Below are 20,140 nucleotides of genomic sequence, written 5' to 3'. Positions count from 1 at the left end.
AACTCAGATCATCTTCCGCAGCGGTTCGGCAGGTTCGAGACCCAGCGATGCCAGCGCGGTGCCATGAAACACGGTGCTCGGCACATGGATCGCGTGGTTGAGCCCGGCATGCGCGTCACGCCAGAATCGCTGCAGCGGGCTGTCGAGGCGCAACGCGTTACCTCCGGATCGCGCGAAAATCTGGTCTACCGCCATCACCGCCCGCCACGCGGCGCGTACCTGGGTACGCCGACCGACCGCGCGCCGCTCGAACGACACCTCGTTACCGGAGTCGACGATGTCCCAGATTGCGTCGGCGTTGGCCAGCAGCTCCTGCCGTGCGGCATTGATATCGGCGGCTGCCTCGCTGATCGCATACAGCACGTAAGGGTCATCCTTGATCGCAGTGCCCTGCGCACCGACGCGGTCGCGCTGGTAGTCGAGGTGCGCGGCCAGCGCACCCTCGGCGATACCGATCACCGCCGAAGTAATGCCCAGTGGGAACATGTGCGACCATGGGAGGCGGTACAACGTCTCGCTGACCCCCGCCTCCTTTTGGGTGGTTCCGTCGATCACCTGGTCGCCATTCATCACCCGGTAGGAGGGCACGAAGACATCGCGCACAATGATGTCCTTGGACCCGGTTCCCTTCAATCCGACAACGTTCCACGAGTCTTCGACGATCTGGTAATCGTCGCGCGGCAGGATCATGTGCAGCATGGTCGGCGGGTTCGCGATGCCGCCGTCCGCGTTTCCGAGCATGGCGCCCAGAAAGATCCAGTCGCAATGATCGGTGCCGGAGCTGAATTGCCAGCGACCGTTGAACACGTAGCCGCTATCGGTCGGCACCGCAATACCGGTGGGCGCATACGGTGAAGCCATCCAGGTGTTGTTGTCTTCTCCCAGCACCTCCTCTTGCACCTTGGGATCGGCGAACGCCAACTGCCACGGATGCACCCCAACAACTCCCGAGATCCATCCGGAGGCACCGTCCGATGCGGCAATTGCCATCACGGTCTCGGCGAAGTCGCGGGGGTGCGCCTCGTAGCCGCCGTAGCGTTTCGACTGCAGTAGCTTGATCGGACCGGCTGCTTTCAGCAGCTTCGCGGTCTCATCCGGCAGGCGGCCGAGTCGTTCGGCCTCGGCGGCCTGCCCGCGGATCTCGTCTGCGATCCGCATGATGTTGTCGAGGACTTGGTTTGCCATGGTCTTCCTTTTCGCGTGCAGGGATCGATTGGGTGAAGAAGCGCTTCAGGCGTTTGCTTCCGCTGCCTTCGTCAGGTTCGCGGCAACCTCGGCCTTCCAGCTCGTGACGGCACGTTCGGTGTCGACCTCGAACTCGAAGCGGTTGACCATGTCTTGGGCTACGTCCTCGACATCGACATAGAACTGCTCGTACCAGCGCCGCAACTGATACACCGGGCCGTCCTCTTCAGTGAGGAGTGGATTGTCGATCCGGGTCTTGTGTTTCCAGATCTCGATGTCCTGCTTGAATCCGAGCTCGACTCCCTCGGCGAACTGCGCTGCCATCTGGCCCGCGGCTTCATCGCTGACGGCCTCCGGCTTCTTGACCATGGCCCCGTACTGCAACACGAATGAGTTCGGGGTCACCGGGTAGTGACAGTTGATCAGCACCGTCTCTACGACGCCGCCGTGGGCCTCGATCCAAAGCTTGTCGATCATGTATGACGGTCCGTAATAGGAGGCGTCCGACCGAAGCGTCGAGTTCGGATCACCGTAGTTGGTCCCCGTCACGATGTCTTCGCGTGCAGTCGATTCCATGTACTGGGTGGCCACGTGGCCTTCGAAGACGTTCTTGAAGTACCGCGGAAACGAATAGTGCACATAGAAGAAGTGCGCCATGTCCACGACGTTGTCGACTATCTCCCGGCAGTTCGCGTTCTCGACCAGCAGGGAGTTCCAGGTCCAGTCGGTCCACTCCGGTGTGCCGTACCCCTCGATGGCCGGGATCGTCACGTCGCCAGTTGGCTTGCTGCCCTGCGGGTCGTGCCAGATGAACAGCTGTCCGTTACGTTCCAGGGTCGGCCACGATTGGGTACGGGCTACCCGAGGAACTCGACGCGCGTATGGGATCTCGGTGCATTTGCCGTCGCCACCCCAGCGCCAATCATGAAAGGGGCAGGCAATGGAATCGTCCTTGATGGTTCCCCTGGTGAGGTTGCCGCCCATGTGCCGGCAGTACCCGTCGAGCACGTGGAGTTCGCCGTCGGACTGGGACGCGAAGACGACCAGGGTGGCCCCGAACGCATCGACTCGGTGCGGCTTGCCGTCCCGGAAGGCATTCGCCAAGCCGAGACAGTGCCAGCCCCTAGCGAATCGTGTCGGCGCATTATCCGCTTCGATACCTCTGAATGTTGTTGAGTCATCACGTGACTCATCGATCGAGTTCATCGCAAACTTTCCATCCGTGACCTCTGACGTTGGTGATGTCCACTAGGGTGCCCCCGTTGGGTCCGGGGTGTCGATGGCTGCTCCCGGTCAGTGGGAGCAGCGACACACTCCTGGACAGGGCGGCAGTCATACTGTTCCCGTGCGGGTATCGGCTCCGAGGGGCGAACGCGCGCCCCGGGGCCTGTCGTCGATCACGCGGATTATTGCTGCTGTCAGGCGTATTGAAGGGCGTCCCGCTGAGTCTTGCACTCTGACCGCGGCGCCAGTGGTTGGGCCTGCCCGCCGTAGACCGACTGCCGTTGCAGCGTCGGGCGGACACCACTGTCGTCCAAGTTGTGCCAGATACGTACGGCCGTCATCCGCACCGGCGTCGCCAGCCGATGGTCGAACCGGATCCGATCCACCGGGCCGCAGACTGACACCGCTGCGACGGTCTTCTCCGTGTCGCCGATCGGGACTGCGACACAACCGAATCCAGGCACCGATTCCTCACGTTCAAACGCGTACCCGCGGGCACGCACCTTGGTCAGCTCATCGCAAAGCTGTGTCCTGGTAGAGATGGAATAGTTGGTCTGCCGCCTCAGCGGGTCGGTGCCGAAATCGGCGAGACCACTCTGGCCGGCGTTGGCCAGCAGGGCTTTACCTACGGCGGTGCAGTGCGCCGGACGGCGACCGCCGATCCGGCTCGGCAGCACTGCGGCCAGCCGATCCCCAACCTTGTCGAGGTACACGACGTCGACGCCATCGAGAATCGCCAAATGCACGACCAGGCCGGTAACCCGGTACAGATCCCATAGGAACGGAGCCGCTGCGCGGCGTACCTGGTCCTGATGGACCGCAAGATGGCCGAGTTCGATCAAGCGCATCCCAAGTTCGTAGTGCCGACCGCGACGGCCCAGGAAGCGCAGCTGCACCAACCGCTCAAGCATTCGATGCGCGGAGGAGCGCGGCAGATTCGTGTGACTGACGATCTGGGCCAGCGTCAGACAACCCCGTTCGTCGAACGCGTCGAGTATGAGTGCCACGCGATCGATCATCGCGCTGGGCGTACCAGCGTCCGCCTGGGTCGACATCGCCCCTCCATCGTCCTAACCGAGCTATTCCAGTTTGGAATAGTCCTATTTATAGCATCCCGTCGTGAGGATTGTCACGGTAATCAGGAACCGGCGGCCGGCCCTATGGACGGCCGGCCGCCGGTTCCGGCCGCGCCTCAGCCGCCAGGAGCGAGGCCAACGCTGCGACCTCTCCCGATCAGCGGGCATACCAGGTGATTCCCATCCCCTGACCCGGTTGACCCCCAAAGAGACGGGAGGCTTCTCCGCGGTGGAGCATGCCACCATCACGGAAACGGACCCGACGATGACGAAACCCCTCGCCGGAAAAGTCGCTCTCACCACCGACGCCGGGGGCGGCGTGGGCCTGGGTATTGCGGCCGAGCTGGTCGACAGAGGTGCCCACGTCGCATCGGTCGGCAGGACCGCAGCAACACTTGAGTCAGCCGCTGCGGCAAGCAACAACGCCGGCACGGAGCCCAACGGTCCCGCCACGGTTTTCGTCTGCGACGTGAAGGACGCGGCAGCGATCACCGCAACGGTATATGGCGTCGTCGCAACGCTCGAACGGATCGACATCTTGGTCAGGCCGAGGCGTTCCAGAAGGACATCCCACTCCGGCGGGTGGATAGTTTCCGCCACGACACCGGTGCTGCGGTCGCGCCTTGACCGGGCCCGACTTCAACTACCTCACCGTTGCAATCATTCCGCTTGACGGAGGCCAAGCAAACGTCACCGACCGCCGCACAAGACTGCCCGAAGAAACCGCCGAATCGTCTTCTGGCAGAAGATCAGCCACCGGCCGACCAGCCGGAACAACGACGCACCGGGTGTTTCGGCCCCTGCGCCGTACCGAGGCGTCGTCCCACTGAGCGGACCACTTTCCCTGTCAGTGCTCAGAATGACTACGATGAGCCCATGACGGCGCCCCAGCCACCAAATGATGAGCTGCCGAACTTGCGAACAACAAGTTGGACGGTTCTCGGCATGCTGGCCTTCAACGAAGAGCTATCCGGCTACGACATCGATAAGTGGGCGGATTGGACGGTTCGGCATTTCTACTGGAGCCCATCCACCAGTCAGATCTACTCAGAGTTGAAGCGGCTTGAGTCGTTGGGCTACGTCGTGTCGCGAGTACAACACGATCACGAGGTGCGGGGGCGACGGATCTACCAGATCAGCGAGTTAGGAAGGGACGCGCTGAGCAGGTGGTGCGGAGAGGGAACGGTCGATCCACCTATGCTCAAACACGGTGTCCTGTTGCGGGTTTGGCTGGGACACCTCAGCGATCCCGACCGCCTCAAAAAGATTGTGCAGGAACACATCGCCTATGTCGATCGGATGCGCCAACGCGTGGCACTCGACGAGCAGGGCGCTGCACTGGAGCCGGGCTGGGCATTTTCGAGAGTGGCGATGCGCTGGTCTCAGCGCTATTACGAGGCCGAACGCGAACTCGCACTTCAGTTGATCAAAGATATCGACGAGGCGACCGAAGAGTTCGTGCATGCCCAGCGTGCTGCGGATGGTGAAGTCCCAATGCCTGCGCCTGGGCGGTGGCGTGAAGTTGAAAGATGGGTGCAGTCGCACAATGCCTAGTCAGTAGTGGGCGCTTTCAGACCGAAGGGGCCTCGGGCTGAAAGTTGATCGCTCCCCACCGCTGCGGCCTTGGATCAACGATCAACCCGATGCTGAATCGGTTGCAGCCCAAAATGATCGCGATCCCGGGCGCTCGCCACCATTTACGATTCGTTGACGAGCCGCAAGGCCTGGGCGGGGCAGCTCTTGACCGCATAACACACCAGATCGTGGTCTTCCTCGCGGATCTTGGCATTGTGCACGATGACCACACCGTCGTCGCCGACCTCGAATACAGACGGGTGTATCCCTTCGCAGATCCCGTTGCCGACGCAGTTCTCGTTGGCTTCTACCTTCATGACGACTTTCCTTGGAATTTTAGGCCTCAGGGACGAACGGGATACTGATCGGCCTCCGGGTGAACATGCCCTTGGCGTACTTGATGGCATCGCAGTCGACGCTGAAGTTCGGGCACCGCGCGAGCAACTCTTCGATAGCCACCCGCGACTCCATCCGTGCCGCGGCGTTGCCGATGCAGTGGTGGTTGCCTTGACCGAAGGTCAGGATCCCTTTTGGCTTGCGCAGCACGTCGAGTTCCTCGGCATCCGGTCCATACTGGCGCCAGTCGCGGTTCGCCGAGCCGTACAGCAATAGCGTCTTGCGCCCGGCGGGGATCGTCACGCCATTTATCTGTACGTCACGAGTTGTGGTGCGGGCCAATCCCTGCACCGGCGACGTCAGACGCAACAACTCCTCCACAGCTTCGCCGATCCGGCTTGGGTCCTCGATCAACTTCGCCCGCTGATCGGGATGCTCGGTGAGCAACGGGGCGCTCCCGCCGAGCATCCCGGTTACGGTGTCATTACCCCCCGTGACCATGGTGAATGTCCAGCCCATGATCTTCTGCAAGCCACTGACATCGCCGGCAGCACCGAGGCCAGCCGCAACCATATGGGAAATCGTGTCATCGCCCGGGTCAGCCTTGCGTCTTTCGACCAACTCGGCGAAGTACCCGAACATTTCCATAGCGGCGTCCATCGCCGCCTGCGACTGGCCCTCGGCTACGGCGCCGGAAACGATAGCGTCGGTCCACACGTCGAACTGCCCCTGATCCCCTTCGGGGACACCGAGGTAGTGCGCGACCACCATAGAGGGCAGAGGTTTGAACAACTCGGTGACGATGTCGCCGCCGCCATTGGCGCGCAACCGCTCGATACGCTCGACGACGAATTTGCGAACCGCGGGCTCGACCTTGACCATCTGCTTCGGGGTGAATCCCTTGTGCACCAGACGGCGCAACTCGGTGTGTTCCGGGGGGTCTAGAAACACCAGCGGACGATTGTCGGCGAGGCCCAGCCTCTCGACCTCGCCATAGTCGACGGTCAACCCGTGATAGGACGAGAACGTCTCCCAGTCACGAACCGCATCCACCACATCGGCATAGCGGGACAGCACCCAATAATCCTTGTCCGGAGCGTGGTCCGGAATTACGTGGTGCACGGGGTCGTGTTCACGCAACGCGGCATACATCGGCCACGGACTGCGCCAGGACTCACCCGAGCGCGGTGAGAACGTCACTGCCTCGTCCTGCATCGTCGTCATGAGGCTCCTCCATCTCACGTGCTGCGGCGGCTCAAATGACACTGCGTAAATGTCGATTATTCGTCATCTAATTACCGAATAGTCGTACAATAATAGTTGTGTGCGAGGACACCTGCAAGCCCAGTTCGGGGTTGGGCCACATCCGGTCGGCTCCTGCGGACCGGCAACGGATTAGATTCGTCGGCATGCACAGTCACCCCGACGCCCGACTGTCCCGGATGGTCCTGTCGGCGGTGATCCTGGCTGCGTTCTTCGTCGTCGAACTGACCACGGCGATGATGATCGGCTCGATTGCTCTGTTGGCCGACGCCGGGCATCTGCTCACCGACCTGGCCGCCCTGTTCATGGGCGTGGCCGCGGTGATGCTGGCCCGGCGCGGCAGCACCTCGCCGTCGCGCACCTACGGCTGGCACCGCGCCGAGGTGTTCACCGCGGTGGCCAACGCGGTGCTGCTGATCGGGATGGCGACGTTCATCCTCACCGAGGCGATCCGCCGGATCGGCACCGCACCGGATGTGCCCGGTGTGCCGATGATCGTCGTCGCCGTCGCCGGCATGGCCGTCAACACCGGGGTGGCCCTGCTGTTGCGCTCGCACGCGACGGACAGCCTCGCGGTGCGCGGCGCCTACATGGAGGTGGTCGCCGACACCGTCGGCAGCGTGGGGGTGTTGATCGCCGGTGTCGTCACGGTGACCACCAGCTGGCCCTACGCCGACGTGGTCGTCGCCGTGTTCGTCGCGTTGTGGGTGCTGCCGCGGGCGTTCGCGTTGGCCGGCGCCGCGCTGCGGATCCTGTCGGAGGCATCGCCGAGCCACATCGACGTCAACGAACTGCGGGCGGCGCTGGCCGCCGTCGACGGGGTCACCGATGTCCACGACCTCCACGTCTGGACGCTGGTTCCGGGCCAGGACATGGCCACCGCTCACCTGCGCGCCGACACCGACCCCGGCCGGGTGCTCGGCCGGGCGCGTGCGGTGCTGGCCGCTCGCGGACTGACCCATGCCACCGTCCAGGTGGAGCCGCCCGGACAGGGCGGCGACTGCCCCATCGGATGCTGAAGAAGATCAGCTCAGCCCCAGCGCGGAGCGGGCACCGGGGTCGCAGTCGTCGAGCAGAGCCAGGCAGCGCGCCTGCTCGTCGGTCTCCCCGATGGTGGCGGCGGCACGCGCCAGCGCGGCCACACACCGCAGGAAGCCCCGGTTGGGTTCATGCGCGTACGGCACCGGACCGTGGCCCTTCCACCCGTTGCGGCGCAGCTGGTCCAGGCCCCGGTGGTAACCGGTGCGCGCGTAGGCGTAGGCGGTGACCGATTTGTTCTCGGCCAATGCCGCTTCGGCCAGCGCCGCCCACGCCACCGAGGCCGCCGGATGCGCGGCCGCGACTATCTCGGGGTTCTGGTTGGCCCGCAGGCCGGCCTCGGCGTCGGGGTCGCCGGGCAACAAGATCGGATCAGGGCTGAGGAGATCACCGGTGAGTGTCACATCGTTCATTCTGCCGCGCCGTCCATTGCCAGCCACTCCGGCAACCCGCCGACTCGCTCAGTAAGCTGGCGCCCAGCAGATTCGCTAGCGGGAGGACAGCACTAGCCCATGCCGAACCCATCCGGCCCCGACCGCGACGACGTCCCCACCTCACCCGCATCCGATCCCGGTTCCCAGGCCGACGAAGCCGCCACCGAGCAGCCCGACGGCGACGACCAGGCCACTGAGGTTCACCCCATCGTCTCGGCGGACGACGACACCGCGACCACGGTGATTACCGAATCCGCTCCGCAATCCGACGACGACGGCGAGGCCGTCACCGAGGTGATCACCACCGAAGCCCCCTCCGGCCCCTCGGCCGCCGGCCCCACCGGGCCGCCGGAGCGCCGGTTCACCGCGCCGGGCTTCGACGCCGGACAGACCGAGGTCATTCCGTCGGTGGGCGACGCCGACACCGAGTTGTTCGCCCGGCACGGCGGGGAGGCCGGAAAGGCCAGCCCGCAACAGATTCCGCCGCGGCTGGGCGGCAAACTGCCCGTCACCGTCTCACGCAGCTGGGGCTGGGTGATGGCGCTGATCCTGATCATCTTGGCGCTGGCTGTCGTCGCGGTGCTCGGCACGTTGTGGCTGACGCGCGACGAGCGGCAAGCCGCCTCGCAGGAGGAGAAGGTGCGAGGCACCATCTCGAATTTCGACGTCGCCATGCAGAACGGCGACCTGGCCGCACTGCGCAGCCTGACCTGCGGCGACATTCGCGACCGCTACGTCAACTACGACCAGAAGGCCTGGGACGACACCTACCGCCGGATCGCGGCGGCCAAGCAGTATCCGGTGGTGGCCAGCATCGACGAGGTCGTGGTCAATGAGGGGCACGCCGAAGCCAACGTCACCGCGTTCATGGCCTATGAGCCGCGGGTCCGCTCAACCCGCAGCTTCGACCTGCAGTTCCGCGACGACCAGTGGAAGATCTGCCAGTCCCACGCCGGGTAGCCTGCCCCGGCCACCAGTCCCCCGCAAGCGGGAGGTGCCCCCAGCGAAAGCCCCCAAATCGCGGCGGATTTGGGGGCTTTCACGACTGCTCGGCGTAAGAGGGGTCAGCTCAGGCTCTTGCCGGCGCTGTGCAGGTCGTTGCACGCCTCGATGACCCGCTCGGTCATGGCGGCCTCGGCCTTCTTGAGATAGCTGCGCGGGTCGTAGACCTTCTTGTTGCCGACCTCGCCGTCGATCTTGAACACGCCGTCGTAGTTGGTGAACATGTGCCCGGCGATCGGGCGGGTGAAGGCATACTGGGTGTCGGTGTCGACGTTCATCTTCACCACCCCGTGCTGCAACGCCTCCTCGATCTCGGACTTCAGCGATCCCGAGCCACCGTGGAAGACGAAGTTGAACGGCTTGGAGCCGGCCGCCAGACCCAACTTGGCGGCCGCCACCTTCTGGCCCTCACCGAGGATGTCGGGGCGCAGCTTGACGTTGCCGGGCTTGTAGACGCCGTGCACGTTGCCGAAGGTAGCGGCCAGCAGGTACTCGCCGTGGTCGCCGAGGCCGAGGACGTCGATGGTCTGCTCGAAGTCCTCCGGGGTGGTGTAGAGCTTCTCGTTGATCTCGGCTTCCACGCCATCCTCTTCGCCGCCGACCACGCCGATCTCGATCTCCAGGATGATCTTGGCGGCCGCGGCCTTGACCAGCAGCTCGTCGGCGATCTGCAGGTTCTCCTTGATCGGCACGGCCGAGCCGTCCCACATGTGCGATTGGAACAACGGGTGGCGGCCGGCATCGACGCGCTCTTGGGAGATCGCCAGCAGTGGACGCACGAAGCTATCCAGCTTGTCCTTGGGACAGTGGTCGGTGTGCAGCGCCACGTTGATCGGATACTTGGCCGCGATCACATGGGCGAACTCGGCCAGCGCCACCGCGCCGGTCACCATGTCCTTGACGCCCAGACCGGAGCCGAACTCGGCGCCGCCGGTGGAGAACTGGATGATGCCGTCACTGCCGGCGTCGGCGAAGCCCTTGATCGCGGCATTGATGGTCTCCGATGACGTGCAGTTGATCGCCGGGAACGCGTACGCATTCTCCTTGGCGCGGCCCAGCATCTCGGCGTAGACCTCGGGGGTGGCGATGGGCATGGAACACTCTCCTCTTGGCTGACCGAACCTGCCCTCGAGTATCTCAGCAACGGTTTCGCAGGAAGCCACGGGTATGTTGGTGCGTCATGAGCACGACGGTGGCGGCGATGCCCCACATATTGGACCCGATGTACTGGATCGGGCAGGGCGGGGTCTTCGAGCACGCAGTACTGCCGGCGATCCTGGTGATCGTCTTCATCGAAACGGGTCTGCTTTTTCCGCTGTTACCGGGCGAATCGCTGTTGGTCACCGGTGGCCTGCTGGCCGCGGCCGGCAACCCCGACATCTGGGTGCTGGCGCCGGCGGTGACGGTCGTGGCGATCCTCGGCGATCAGACCGGCTACTTCATCGGCCGGCGGCTCGGGCCGGCGCTGTTCAAGAAAGAGGATTCCCGCTTCTTCAAGAAGCACTATGTGACCGACTCGCATGCCTTCTTCGAGAAATACGGCCCGGTGGCGATCATCCTGGCGCGCTTCGTGCCGTTCGCACGCACGTTCGTCCCGGCGATCGCCGGCGTGTCCTACATGCGCTACCCGGTCTATTTGGCCTTCGACATCGTCGGCGGGATCCTGTGGGGAGCCGGGATGACGCTGACGGGCTATCTGCTGGGGACCAAGGTGCCGGGCATCACCGACCACCTGGAATTGATCATCATCGGGATCCTGTTCGTCTCGCTGCTGCCGGCGATCTTCTCGGGGACCAAGGCCTACCTGTCGCGCCGGCGCAATCGCGCGGCCGAGACGCCGGACGACGAGTCCGCGCTCAGCCTGCGGAATCCCGACTAAGCGCGCTCGGGCGGGCCGCTGCCACCGTGTGGGCGGCCTCCATCAGCATCCACCCCGACAGCTGTACCGACAGGTCGCGTTCGGGCACCTCGGACTCGTTGACGGCACCGCCGACGGAGGTGGCCACCGCGCCCTCGGCCCGCGGCAGGTCGGCGGCGCGGTCCCAGAACGCCCCGAACAACGGCAGCCCGTTTACCGACTGGCGGTAGTCCCACGCCGATTTCGCCGACGTCAGCACCAACTCGGCGGCGGTGTCGCGGGCCTCGGTGTCGGCGGCGGAATCACCCGGAAGGTCGGTGGCGACCAACGCCAGATACCGGGCGGTGATCCCGGCGAACAGCCCGCCGTCGCCCCCGCCGGCGCCCTTGAGCACCCCGCCGGGGGCCATCTGCTTGTGCACCGCGGCCACCAGCCGGTGCACGCGTTGCGCATGCCGCGCGCTGTCCTGCGCCCCCGTGCGCACCGCCAACTCGGTCTCCAGCCCCAGCACCACGCCCTGGCAGTAGGTGTACTGGGCCCGCACCAGCGACCCGCCCCTGATGCCGTCGAACACCAGGTGCGTGTCCGGGTCGATCAGGGTGTCGTCGATCCAGTCGCCCATCTCCCTCGCGCGCTCGAGCCACTCGGGTTCGCGAGCCAGGAAGATCCCGGCCGGCCCGTTGGCGGGGGCGTTAAAGAACGGCTCGGTGAACTGTTCGTCCTTGCGCCAGGGGATGCCGCCGCCGGCCTCGGGCATCCAGGAGTCGGTCAGTTGGCGGGTCAGGGTGCCCAGCGCGCGATGCCGGTCGATGCCGGTGACGGCGCAGGCCCGCTGGATCGCCAGCGCCAGCCACGCCATGTCGTCGTAGTAGGCGTTGGTCCAACGGAACACGTTGCGCAGCCGGTGCGTGCGGATCTGCCGCTTGATCCGGGTCGCCCGTTCGGCCTGCGGGTCCCGCAGTTGCGCGTCGACGAGGCAGTCCAGCAGGTGCGCCTGCCACCAGTAGTGCCAATGCGGGGCGCGCCGGATCGGCGGCCAGGCCACCACACCCAGCTGGGTGCCCGGGAGATGCCAGAGCGGTTTGAGGTGCCTCGCGGTGACAGCAGCTTCGGCACTTTCGGCCCGATTCGCCCAGAGCAGATCCATAGCCAAAGATCCTGCCCTACCAGCTCAGGTCGCACGGCCACAACCGTCCCGAGCTGCCCGCCCCGGACGCCTCACCAGGTAGGCCAGCGCGACGACCGTCGCGGCGAGCCCGGACAGCGCGGCGACACCCAGCGCCCAGCGCGGGCTGAACGCGTCGGCGATCCAGCCGATAAGGGGCGCACCGATCGGTGTGGTGCCCACCGCGATGGCCAGCCGCAGCGCCATCACCCGCCCGCGCATCACCGGGTCGGTGGTCAGTTGCATCAGACTGTTCGTGGCATTGGTGAACGTCAGCGTGCAGACCCCGATCACCGCGAGCGCGATGCCGAACAGCCAGACACCGGGCGCCACGGCGGCGAATGCGAAGCCGATGCCCAAGACCGCCGCGCTGATGAGCAGTGACTGGAAGCGGGGCCGTTCCCAGCCCGCGGCGAGCAGTGCCCCAGCGAGCGTGCCGACCGCCATCACCGAGGACAGCAGCCCGTATTGGTTTGCGCCGCCGTGGAAGACCGTCACCGACATGGTCGAGATGAAGATCGGGAAATTGAGTCCGAAAGTACCGATCAGAAACAGCATCCACAGGATCGCCTTGAGGTCCGGACGCGCCCAGACGTAGCGCAAGCCTTCCATGAGGTTGCCCCGGGCCGGTCCGATCGCACGAGGGTTGGGATGGAGTTCGCGCACCCGCAGCAGCCCCAGCGAGGCGAGCACGGCACCGAAGGACGCCGCATTGATCAGAAACGCCCATCCGGTGCCGACGGCCGCGATCAGCACACCGGCGACGGCCGGGCCGATCATCCGCGCGGCATTGATGGACGCCGAATTCAGCGCCACCGCATTGGAGAGATCGTCGTCTTCCACCAGATCCGAGACAAACGTTTGGCGCGCCGGCATATCGACCGCGCTGACGCAGCCGGACAGCAAGGCCAAGAGGTAGACGTGCCACAGCTCGATCAGGCCGGTGACGGTCAGGATGCCGAGGACGAGCGCCAGGATTCCCAACGCGGCCTGGGTGGCGATCAGGAGTCTGCGCCGGTCGAAACGGTCGGCCGCGTAACCGGTCCAGGGCAGCAGGACCAGCTGCGGCCCGAATTGCAGGCCCATGACGACCCCGACCGCGGTTCCGCTGCGGGCGGTGAGTTCGGTCAGCACCAGCCAGTCCTGGGCGGTGCGCTGCATCCAGATTCCGATATTGGAGACCAGCGCCCCGCCCGCCCAGAGCCGATAGTTGAAGACCTTCAGTGACCTGAATGTGCTTCTGGGCATACCCGGCTACCTGTTTGATTCACCGTCAGCGCACGTGCTCGACCAAGGTGCCGCCGTCGCCGAAGAGCGTGCTCTGCCACAGTCGCACCACGCCTCCAATGCTCGCTGCTACCAGGCGTTTTCCAGGTTGCCATGCCGGGCGATCCAGGCGTGCATGACGATACCGGCGGCCACCCCGACGTTGATGCTGCGGGTCGAGCCGAACTGGGCGATCGACACCAGCACATCGGCGCCCGCGCGCATCTCGTCGCTGATACCGGGGCCTTCCCGGCCGAACACCAGCAGGCAGTCGGCCGGCAGCGCGGTCTGCTCCAGGCGCACCGCCCCGGCGACGTTGTCGGCCGCGACGACGGTCAGGCCGTGCTGCGCGGCGAAATCCAGCAGTCCGGCCACGTCGTCGTGGTGCCGTAGCCGCTGGTAGCGGTCGGTGACCATGGCGCCGCGCCGGTTCCAGCGCCGCCGCCCGACGATGTGCACGGTGTGCACGGCGAACGCGTTGGCGGTGCGCACCACTGAGCCGATGTTGGCGTCATGCCCGAAGTTCTCGATCGCCACATGCAGCCGGTGCCGCCGCCGGTCAATGTCGGCGACGATCGCCTCGCGGCTCCAGTAGCGGTATGCGTCGACGACGTTGCGGTGGTCGCCTTCGCGCAGCAGTTCCGGGTCGTAGCGCGGGTCGGCCGGCGGCTCGCCCGGCCACGGCCCGACACCGTTGGCCGGCGGGAACCACTCGGTGGGGCCGGGGGCGTCGGTCACGTCGTGGTCCATACCGCGGCGTGGGTGCCCACCACCGACACCGAGGCGTAGAGCAGCGCAGCGTTGATCTCTCCGTGTGTGCACAGCGACGTCGGCACGTGCACCGAGTTCAGCGACGCCTCCGGCAGGATCAGCACAGACGACCCGGAGGCCAGGCAGTCCGGTCCCAGCCCGCGGATCGGCGTCGACGGGCCGGCGATCAGCATCAACGGCCCCCCGCGCGCCTGCGCGTCGTCCCGGTACTGACCGGCGAGCGCATCGGCGGTCAGGGTGATCACCATATATCCGTTGCCGGAGAACGCTTTCGGGTCACCGAGGGCGGCCGGCGCCAGCGGCACACCGTCGGCCCGGTAGGCCGCCACGCCCTGCGCGGTGAGCACCAGCCCAGTGTCATAGGGGTTGACCGGTGGCAGCCCCACCGGGAACGCCGCGCCGTAGGCCACCGTGGTGTCCTTGATCCGGTCGGCCGGCGAGTAGGCGTAGATCCCGCGCACCGCGCTGCGTTCCTTCAACGGGCCCAGGCACACGGTGCCGTCCAGCCGATCCGGTTCGCGGTTCGACAGCGGCGTCGGCGTCAGCTCCCCCAGCGCATCGCAGCTGCCCAGTCCGGTGGCCTCGATCGTGCGCGCCGGGGTGCCGTACACCCCGAATCGCAGCTCGTTGGCCGCGGCGTGCGGAGCGTCCGAGTCGGCCAGGCGCCCCTTGACGTCGATCAGTAGGTGGTCGACTTCCCAGCGCAGGTCGGTCAGCGTCATCTCCCAGCCCAGCAGGGTCAGCGCCTCACCCAGCCGGGCGCCCTGGGCGCCGTACGGGCCGGTCGGGCGCGGGCTGGAGCAGCCCGCCACGCACGCGACGGCCAGCGCCAGCCACGCCGCGATCAGTGTCCGCACAACCGGGCTCAGCCCAGTCCGAGCTCGGCCAGGCCGAGCACGCTGCGATAGGGCACGCCCTCGGCCTCGATGGCCTCGGCTGCTCCGGTGGCGCGGTCCACCACGGTGGCCACGCCGACGACCTGCCCGCCGGCGTCGCGCACCGCACGCACCGCGGTCAGCGCCGACCCGCCGGTGGTGCTGGTGTCCTCGACCACCAGGACCGGTTGCCCGCTCACGTCGGCGCCTTCGATAAGGCGTTGCATGCCATGGGCTTTCACCGATTTGCGGACTACGAAGGCGTCGATCGGCCGGCCCGGGGCGTGCATGACGGCGGTCGCCACCGGATCCGCACCCAGGGTCAGACCGCCCACCGCGACGTAGTCCCAGTCATCGGTGAGCTGGCGGACCAGCCGGCCGATCAGGGCGCCGGCCCGGTGGTGCAGGGTGGAGCGGCGCAGGTCGACGTAGTAGTCGGCCTCGGCGCCCGAGGACAGTGTCACGCGGCCGTGCACGACCGACAGTTCGCGCACCAGCGCGGCCAGTTCGTCGCGCTCGTTGCCGTTAAGTGCGCCCACGGCCCCGCCCGAAGGTGTTGGTCAGCGTCCGCGACAGCCCCCGCGGAATCAGCCGGCTGGCGGTGGTCAATGCCTTGTACTGCAGACCCGGGACGCTGATGACGTCGCCGCGGGCGATGTCGGCCAGGCTGGCCGCGACGACGTCGTCGACCTCCATCCACAGAAACGACGGGAGGGTGGCCATGTCGATGCCGGCGCGTTCGTGGAATTCGGTGTGCACGTAGCCCGGGCAGACCACGTGGATGCCGACACCGGTGCCGGCCAGCCCGCCGGCCAGGCCCTCGGTGAACGACACCACCCAGGCTTTGGACGCCGAGTACGTCGAGCCGCGCCCGGACAGCAGGCCCGCGACGCTGGCCACATTGACCACGGTGCCGGCGCCCGCCTCGAGCATTGCGGGCAGGGCGGCCCGGGTCAGCTGCATCACCGCGGTGACGTTGACGTCCAGCTGCGATTGCAGCAGCGCGGGGTCAGCGGTCCAGAACTCACCGGAGGTGCCGAAGCCGGCGTTGTTGACCAGCACCCGCACGCCGGCGCACAGCCGCTCGGCCACCGTGGCGCGGCCGTCGGCGTCGGCCAGGTCGGCGGGCAGCACTTCGACATCGCAACCGTGACTGCCCCGCAGTTCGGCCGCCAGCGCCTCGAGTCGTTCGGCGTCGCGGGCGACCAGAACCAGGTCATAGCCGTCGGCGGCGTAGCGGCGCGCGTAGCCGGCGCCCAACCCGGAGGTAGGCCCGGTGACCAAGGCCGTGGGTCGTGACATGACGGACAGCCTAACGGGTGGACCGGCGCGGACTGTCAGCGCTGATAGTGCGCGGTCTGCCGGCCGTTGCGGCCCGGAGCCGGGGCGTGCAGCATGCCCTCATCGCGGGCCGTCCGGCGCCGTGGCCGTTCGACGGCAGCGGCGGCGTTGCCCAACGGCGGAGTGGCCGCCCGCGACGGAGCCGGCGCCTGCCCGGCCGCGGCGTCCTCCGCAGATTCCGTCGCAGCGCCGGAACCCAGCGGGCGGCTGGGCTGCCCGTTGCGGCGGGCCGTCGGCTTGGCCGATCCGGCCGCGGCTTCGACCGGCTGACGCAGTGGCGTCGGCGGCAGCACCCGCAGCAGGTCGTTGAACTGGCGAACGCTGCGCAGGCCCTCGTCCCACTGAGCGCGGGTGCTGGTGACCGGCATGCTGACCAGGGTCCAATTCGCCTCGTTCCACATGATCTCCGCGCAGTCCGGCGCGGTGTGGGCGAAGGTGACCATCCGCCGGTCGCAGGCGCGGCGCGCCGCGTCGAGGTTGGTGGAGTAGACCATCCGCGGGCCGATCGCCCCGAGCAGCCAAATGTCGTTCTCGCGTGGCTCCTTGAGACCTTTGAGCCGCACGTCGACGACGACGTTGGTGCTGACCTTGCGGTGCAAGGCGATCACCGTGGCGACCTCGTCCAGGTCGAAGATGTAGACCGCCTCGCCCCGGATCTGGCCGAGCACCACGTTGCGGACCGGCGCGTCGCCGACGGTCGAGATCACGCCGCGTTTCCAGCGTCGCAGGATCTCGGTGGACTCCGGTTCGAAGTCGAAGCCGTGCGAGCGGGCCCAGGACTTGCGGCGCCGGCTGCGGCCGCGGCGCTGGTCGAGGTCCACGTACAGCAAGACGCCCGCGCCGACGAAACACAGCGCGGACAGCGTGAACCAAAGCGGGACCATTACGCCTAGCGTATCTGCTATCGGGCCGGAAGCGAGAACGCTTGCCGGTCACAACCGCGTATCAGCACGATTCCAAGAGGTCAACGTCACAGTTCCAGGGCGTTGGAGCCACCGAAGATGGTGGTGCCGGTGCCGCTCGGGCTGTAGGAGATGTAGATCGGCTGCTGGGCGAACGGGAAGTTGCCGGTGTTCATGGTGTCGCCGGAGGTCACGGTCGGAGAGTTGAAGGCCCCGTTCGAATTGTGGACGGTGTACTGGTACAGCAGGTTGTTGGTGCCGTGTTGGTAAACGGCGATGGTCGTCCCGTCGGGTAGGCCGCCGTTGCTCTCCGGGGTGATGCCGTTGAGCGCCGAGGACGGCATGGTGCCGTACACCCCGCCGGAGTCGACGACCGCGCTGACGGCCTGGTGTGTACCGCCGTTGATGCTGAGATCCAGTTGGGCATAGGGCGACCCGGCAACCGAGGTCCCGTCGGTCAACGGGTTGGCGCCGAAGACCATCTCCTTGTTCGCCTGGTCGATCAGCAGGCCCTGACCGAGATCCCCGGGCAGCGCCGCCGTCGGAATGCTGTCCGGTGTCGGCCCGAGCGCGTTGGGTCCGACCCCGAGCACGCCGACGACGTTGGCGGGGCCCAGGTAGTCCTGGATGGACCACGGGCCGAACAGGTTGAGGTTCGCCGGGAAGGCGAACAGCACGGCATCGACCGTGCTGTCGGCGGTGACGTGGTCGCCGGCGGCGTCGGTGAAGGTGACCGTGGTGGGCAGCTCCACATAGAAGTAGTCCAGGGAACCGCCGAACTGGCCGATGTTGAAGCCGGTGGGCAGACCGGTGATGCCGGTCCACGGGACGTCCCAGATCGGCATGACCAGCCCGGCGGCACCGGTGTCGACCAGCAGGGGTTCCGCCGCGCCGCCGCCCACCGAGACGTTCACCACCGGTTCGGTGGTGGCGTTGACCGTCAGCGGGACGGTGAAGGTATCCGGGGTGACGGCGTCCGGGCTGGACGCGACGGCGCTGCCGGCCGTGCTCGCGTCGGCGGCCCCGCCGAACAGCCACTGCTCGAGGTCGTGGATCGGGGTGGTGACCAGGTTCTGGTACCAGCCGTCGAAGAGGCTGTCCAAGGAGGCCAGCGCCGAGCCGGGGTCGGTATCGGCGGCGATACCGGGGTCGACCGAACTGAGCGCATCGATGATCGGCTGGAACAGATCGTCGACGTCGGCCTGGGCCGCCGGCGCGGCCCCGAACGCCAGGAACGCCCCGGCCGTGACGGTCGCACCGAGCACCTGGCGTCGACGAGTTGCTGACATACCCGGAACCTCCCCCGGTCACGGACAGCCGCGACCACCAGCGGTTACGTTAAACCCGGCAGGGGCGTAGAGCACCAGGGGATTTACCCAAGAAACAGCCAAAAAAACGGAGCTGTGGGCGGTCAGCTTCCGGCCTGAATGAGGGTGCCACCCACGATGGTCTGCCCACCCTCTACGCCGTAGTTGATGTAGACCGGCTCCTGGCCGAACAGCCAGTTCCCGGTGTTCATGCTGTTGCCGCTGATCACTGTCGGGCTGCGCACCTCACCCGGCTGGGAGCCCACCGTGTAGTTGTACAGCGGCGTTCCGTCCTTGGCGAAAACCTCAATGGTCGTCCCGTTGGGCAGGGATCCGTTGACCGGCGTTACGCCGGAGCCTGCCAGCGCCGCGCTCGGCATGGTGCCGTAGACCCCGCCGGAGTCGATCACCGCCTTGACGTTGGTGAGCGCCGTCATTGATGCTCACCTTCAGGTCGGCCCAGGGCGACCCGGCAATCACGGTGCCGCCGTCGTACGGGTTGTCGCCGAAGATCAACTGCTTGTTCGCCTGGTCGATCAGCACGCCGTTGCCGAGGTTGCCGGGCAGATCGGCGGTCGGAATGTGGTCGGGAGTGGGGCCGAGCGCGTTGGGTCCGATCCCCAAAACCCCGGTGGAGGAGCCGGCCAGATAGTCATAGATGGACCAGGAGCCAAAGGGATTGAGGTCTGCCGGGAACGCGAACAGCACGGCATCCACCGTCGTGTCGGCGGTGACGGTGTCCCCATCCACGCCGGTGAACGTGACCGTGGTGGGCAGCTCCATATAGAAGTAGTTCAGCGCCCCGCCGAACTGGCCGATGTTGAAGCCGGTGGGCAGTCCGGTGATGCCGAAGGGGTTGATATTCCAGATCGGCACGACCAACCCGGCCGCACCGGTGTCGACGAGCACCTCGGTCTGCGCACCGCCGCCGATCGAAACGTTGATCACCGGTTGGGTGCCGAGGTTGACGTCCATCGGAACGGTGAAGCTGTCCGGGAGGTTGGCGCTGTCCGGGCCGTACGCGACCGCACTGCCGGGCAGATCCGCACCGAACAGCCACGGTGCGATGCCGTGCAGCGGGGTGTAGACGAGGTCCTGGTACCAGCCCTCGAACAGGGCGTCCAAGGAGGATAGGGCGGAGCCCGGGTCGGTGTCGGCGGCGATGCCGGGGTCGACGATGGTGAAGGCGTCGAGGATGGGCTGGAACAGGTCGTCCCAGTCGGCGTGGGCCGCCGGCGCGGGTGCGCTCAGCGCCAGGAACGCCCCTGCCGCACTGACGGCGCCGACCAGGCGATGACGACGACCTGACATGGCGTGCCCCTCCGAATTAACGACGAAATTGTAAAACCCCGGACTTTCTCAGCATCGTTAGGGTAACCGATCAGCTTCGTCATCGCATCCGCAAGCAAGAGGGGCAGTGAAGAGGTGGCCCCCCCCCCCGGGGGGGGGGGGGGGGGGGGGGGGGGGGGGGGGGGGGGGGGGGGGATGAAAAAAAAAACCCCCCCCCCCCCCCCCCGGGCGC

The 20,140-nt window shown here is 66.7% G+C and carries 20 protein-coding genes and 1 pseudogene; 5 read left to right on the top strand and 16 right to left on the bottom strand.

The window, feature by feature from the left end:
* Positions 1–3: 3 nt before the first annotated feature.
* The 3 genes from A5771_RS06810 to A5771_RS06800 all read right to left on the bottom strand — a co-directional run bounded on the left by A5771_RS06810 (position 4) and on the right by A5771_RS06800 (position 3,464).
* Complete coding sequence (locus A5771_RS06810) at positions 4–1,185, bottom strand: acyl-CoA dehydrogenase family protein (protein ID WP_064854453.1); 1,182 nt, start codon at positions 1,183–1,185, stop codon at positions 4–6.
* 45 nt (positions 1,186–1,230) lie between these two features.
* Positions 1,231–2,391, bottom strand: coding sequence for a Rieske 2Fe-2S domain-containing protein (locus A5771_RS06805; RefSeq protein WP_064854452.1), 1,161 nt, complete (start codon positions 2,389–2,391; stop codon positions 1,231–1,233).
* Between the two features lie 212 nt (positions 2,392–2,603).
* Positions 2,604–3,464: an IclR family transcriptional regulator gene (locus tag A5771_RS06800; RefSeq protein ID WP_064854451.1), complete on the bottom strand. Its 861-nt coding sequence runs from the start codon at positions 3,462–3,464 to the stop codon at positions 2,604–2,606.
* A 217-nt stretch (positions 3,465–3,681) separates the two neighbouring features.
* On the opposite strand from A5771_RS06800, the gene A5771_RS21790 reads away from it, so the two are divergent.
* Positions 3,682–4,158, top strand: a complete 477-nt coding sequence (locus A5771_RS21790) for an SDR family NAD(P)-dependent oxidoreductase (protein WP_207545399.1) — start codon at positions 3,682–3,684, stop codon at positions 4,156–4,158.
* A 203-nt stretch (positions 4,159–4,361) separates the two neighbouring features.
* On the top strand, positions 4,362–5,039 hold the full coding sequence (locus tag A5771_RS06795) for a PadR family transcriptional regulator (RefSeq protein WP_064854450.1): 678 nt from the start codon (positions 4,362–4,364) through the stop codon (positions 5,037–5,039).
* Between the two features lie 143 nt (positions 5,040–5,182).
* On the opposite strand, the gene A5771_RS06790 is transcribed toward A5771_RS06795, so the two are convergent.
* Complete coding sequence (locus A5771_RS06790) at positions 5,183–5,377, bottom strand: ferredoxin (protein ID WP_064854449.1); 195 nt, start codon at positions 5,375–5,377, stop codon at positions 5,183–5,185.
* A gap of 19 nt (positions 5,378–5,396) precedes the next feature.
* Positions 5,397–6,620: a cytochrome P450 gene (locus A5771_RS06785; RefSeq protein ID WP_064854503.1), complete on the bottom strand. Its 1,224-nt coding sequence runs from the start codon at positions 6,618–6,620 to the stop codon at positions 5,397–5,399.
* A 185-nt stretch (positions 6,621–6,805) separates the two neighbouring features.
* Between A5771_RS06785 and A5771_RS06780 the strand changes: the two genes are divergently transcribed.
* Complete coding sequence (locus tag A5771_RS06780) at positions 6,806–7,678, top strand: cation diffusion facilitator family transporter (RefSeq protein ID WP_064854448.1); 873 nt, start codon at positions 6,806–6,808, stop codon at positions 7,676–7,678.
* 6 nt (positions 7,679–7,684) lie between these two features.
* On the opposite strand, the gene A5771_RS06775 is transcribed toward A5771_RS06780, so the two are convergent.
* Positions 7,685–8,101 carry a DUF3151 domain-containing protein gene (locus A5771_RS06775; RefSeq protein WP_207545398.1) on the bottom strand — a complete coding sequence of 139 codons (417 nt, stop codon included), beginning with the start codon at positions 8,099–8,101 and terminating at the stop codon, positions 7,685–7,687.
* 108 nt (positions 8,102–8,209) lie between these two features.
* Here A5771_RS06775 and A5771_RS06770 point away from each other — a divergent pair, with 108 nt between their 5' ends.
* The gene (locus tag A5771_RS06770; RefSeq protein ID WP_064854446.1) at positions 8,210–9,091 is read left to right on the top strand and encodes a hypothetical protein; all 882 of its coding nucleotides are present in this window, start codon (positions 8,210–8,212) and stop codon (positions 9,089–9,091) included.
* Positions 9,092–9,195: 104 nt separating this feature from the next.
* Here A5771_RS06770 and fbaA read toward each other — a convergent pair whose 3' ends face one another.
* A complete protein-coding gene (fbaA, locus tag A5771_RS06765; RefSeq protein ID WP_064854445.1) occupies positions 9,196–10,227 on the bottom strand; it encodes a class II fructose-bisphosphate aldolase in 1,032 nt (343 codons plus the stop codon).
* An 86-nt stretch (positions 10,228–10,313) separates the two neighbouring features.
* Between fbaA and A5771_RS06760 the strand changes: the two genes are divergently transcribed.
* The gene (locus A5771_RS06760; RefSeq protein ID WP_064854444.1) at positions 10,314–11,012 is read left to right on the top strand and encodes a DedA family protein; all 699 of its coding nucleotides are present in this window, start codon (positions 10,314–10,316) and stop codon (positions 11,010–11,012) included.
* Here A5771_RS06760 and A5771_RS06755 read toward each other — a convergent pair.
* From A5771_RS06755 to A5771_RS06715, 9 genes and pseudogenes are all read right to left on the bottom strand, one after another.
* Entirely contained in the window at positions 10,990–12,138 is a 1,149-nt protein-coding gene (locus tag A5771_RS06755) for a glycoside hydrolase family 76 protein (protein WP_064854443.1), read from the bottom strand. The two genes, A5771_RS06760 and A5771_RS06755, sit on opposite strands and share 23 nt — an antisense overlap.
* Before the next feature lie 24 nt (positions 12,139–12,162).
* Entirely contained in the window at positions 12,163–13,404 is a 1,242-nt protein-coding gene (locus tag A5771_RS06750; protein ID WP_064854442.1) for an MFS transporter, read from the bottom strand.
* A gap of 108 nt (positions 13,405–13,512) precedes the next feature.
* Positions 13,513–14,172 carry a TrmH family RNA methyltransferase gene (locus A5771_RS06745; protein WP_064854441.1) on the bottom strand — a complete coding sequence of 220 codons (660 nt, stop codon included), beginning with the start codon at positions 14,170–14,172 and terminating at the stop codon, positions 13,513–13,515.
* Positions 14,157–15,050 (bottom strand): hypothetical protein, encoded by an 894-nt coding sequence (locus A5771_RS06740; protein ID WP_064854440.1) that lies wholly within the window; start codon positions 15,048–15,050, stop codon positions 14,157–14,159. The genes A5771_RS06745 and A5771_RS06740 overlap by 16 nt, the downstream gene beginning before the upstream one ends.
* Before the next feature lie 8 nt (positions 15,051–15,058).
* Positions 15,059–15,607: an orotate phosphoribosyltransferase gene (gene pyrE, locus A5771_RS06735; RefSeq protein ID WP_064854439.1), complete on the bottom strand. Its 549-nt coding sequence runs from the start codon at positions 15,605–15,607 to the stop codon at positions 15,059–15,061.
* Positions 15,594–16,370, bottom strand: coding sequence for an SDR family NAD(P)-dependent oxidoreductase (locus A5771_RS06730; RefSeq protein WP_064854438.1), 777 nt, complete (start codon positions 16,368–16,370; stop codon positions 15,594–15,596). The genes pyrE and A5771_RS06730 overlap by 14 nt, the downstream gene beginning before the upstream one ends.
* Before the next feature lie 35 nt (positions 16,371–16,405).
* Positions 16,406–17,293: a trehalose monomycolate transport factor TtfA gene (gene ttfA, locus A5771_RS06725; RefSeq protein ID WP_064854437.1), complete on the bottom strand. Its 888-nt coding sequence runs from the start codon at positions 17,291–17,293 to the stop codon at positions 16,406–16,408.
* 86 nt (positions 17,294–17,379) lie between these two features.
* Positions 17,380–18,600 (bottom strand): PecA family PE domain-processing aspartic protease, encoded by a 1,221-nt coding sequence (locus A5771_RS06720; protein WP_234782978.1) that lies wholly within the window; start codon positions 18,598–18,600, stop codon positions 17,380–17,382.
* Between the two features lie 122 nt (positions 18,601–18,722).
* A pseudogene (locus A5771_RS06715) lies at positions 18,723–19,593 on the bottom strand (PecA family PE domain-processing aspartic protease).
* Positions 19,594–20,140 lie beyond the last annotated feature (547 nt).

The sequence above is a fragment of the Mycolicibacter sinensis genome, from assembly GCF_001667375.1.
Lineage (GTDB): Bacteria > Actinomycetota > Actinomycetes > Mycobacteriales > Mycobacteriaceae > Mycobacterium > Mycobacterium sinense_A.
Note: the sequence above shows the minus strand (reverse complement) of the source record. Positions and strands in the feature narration are given on the sequence as shown.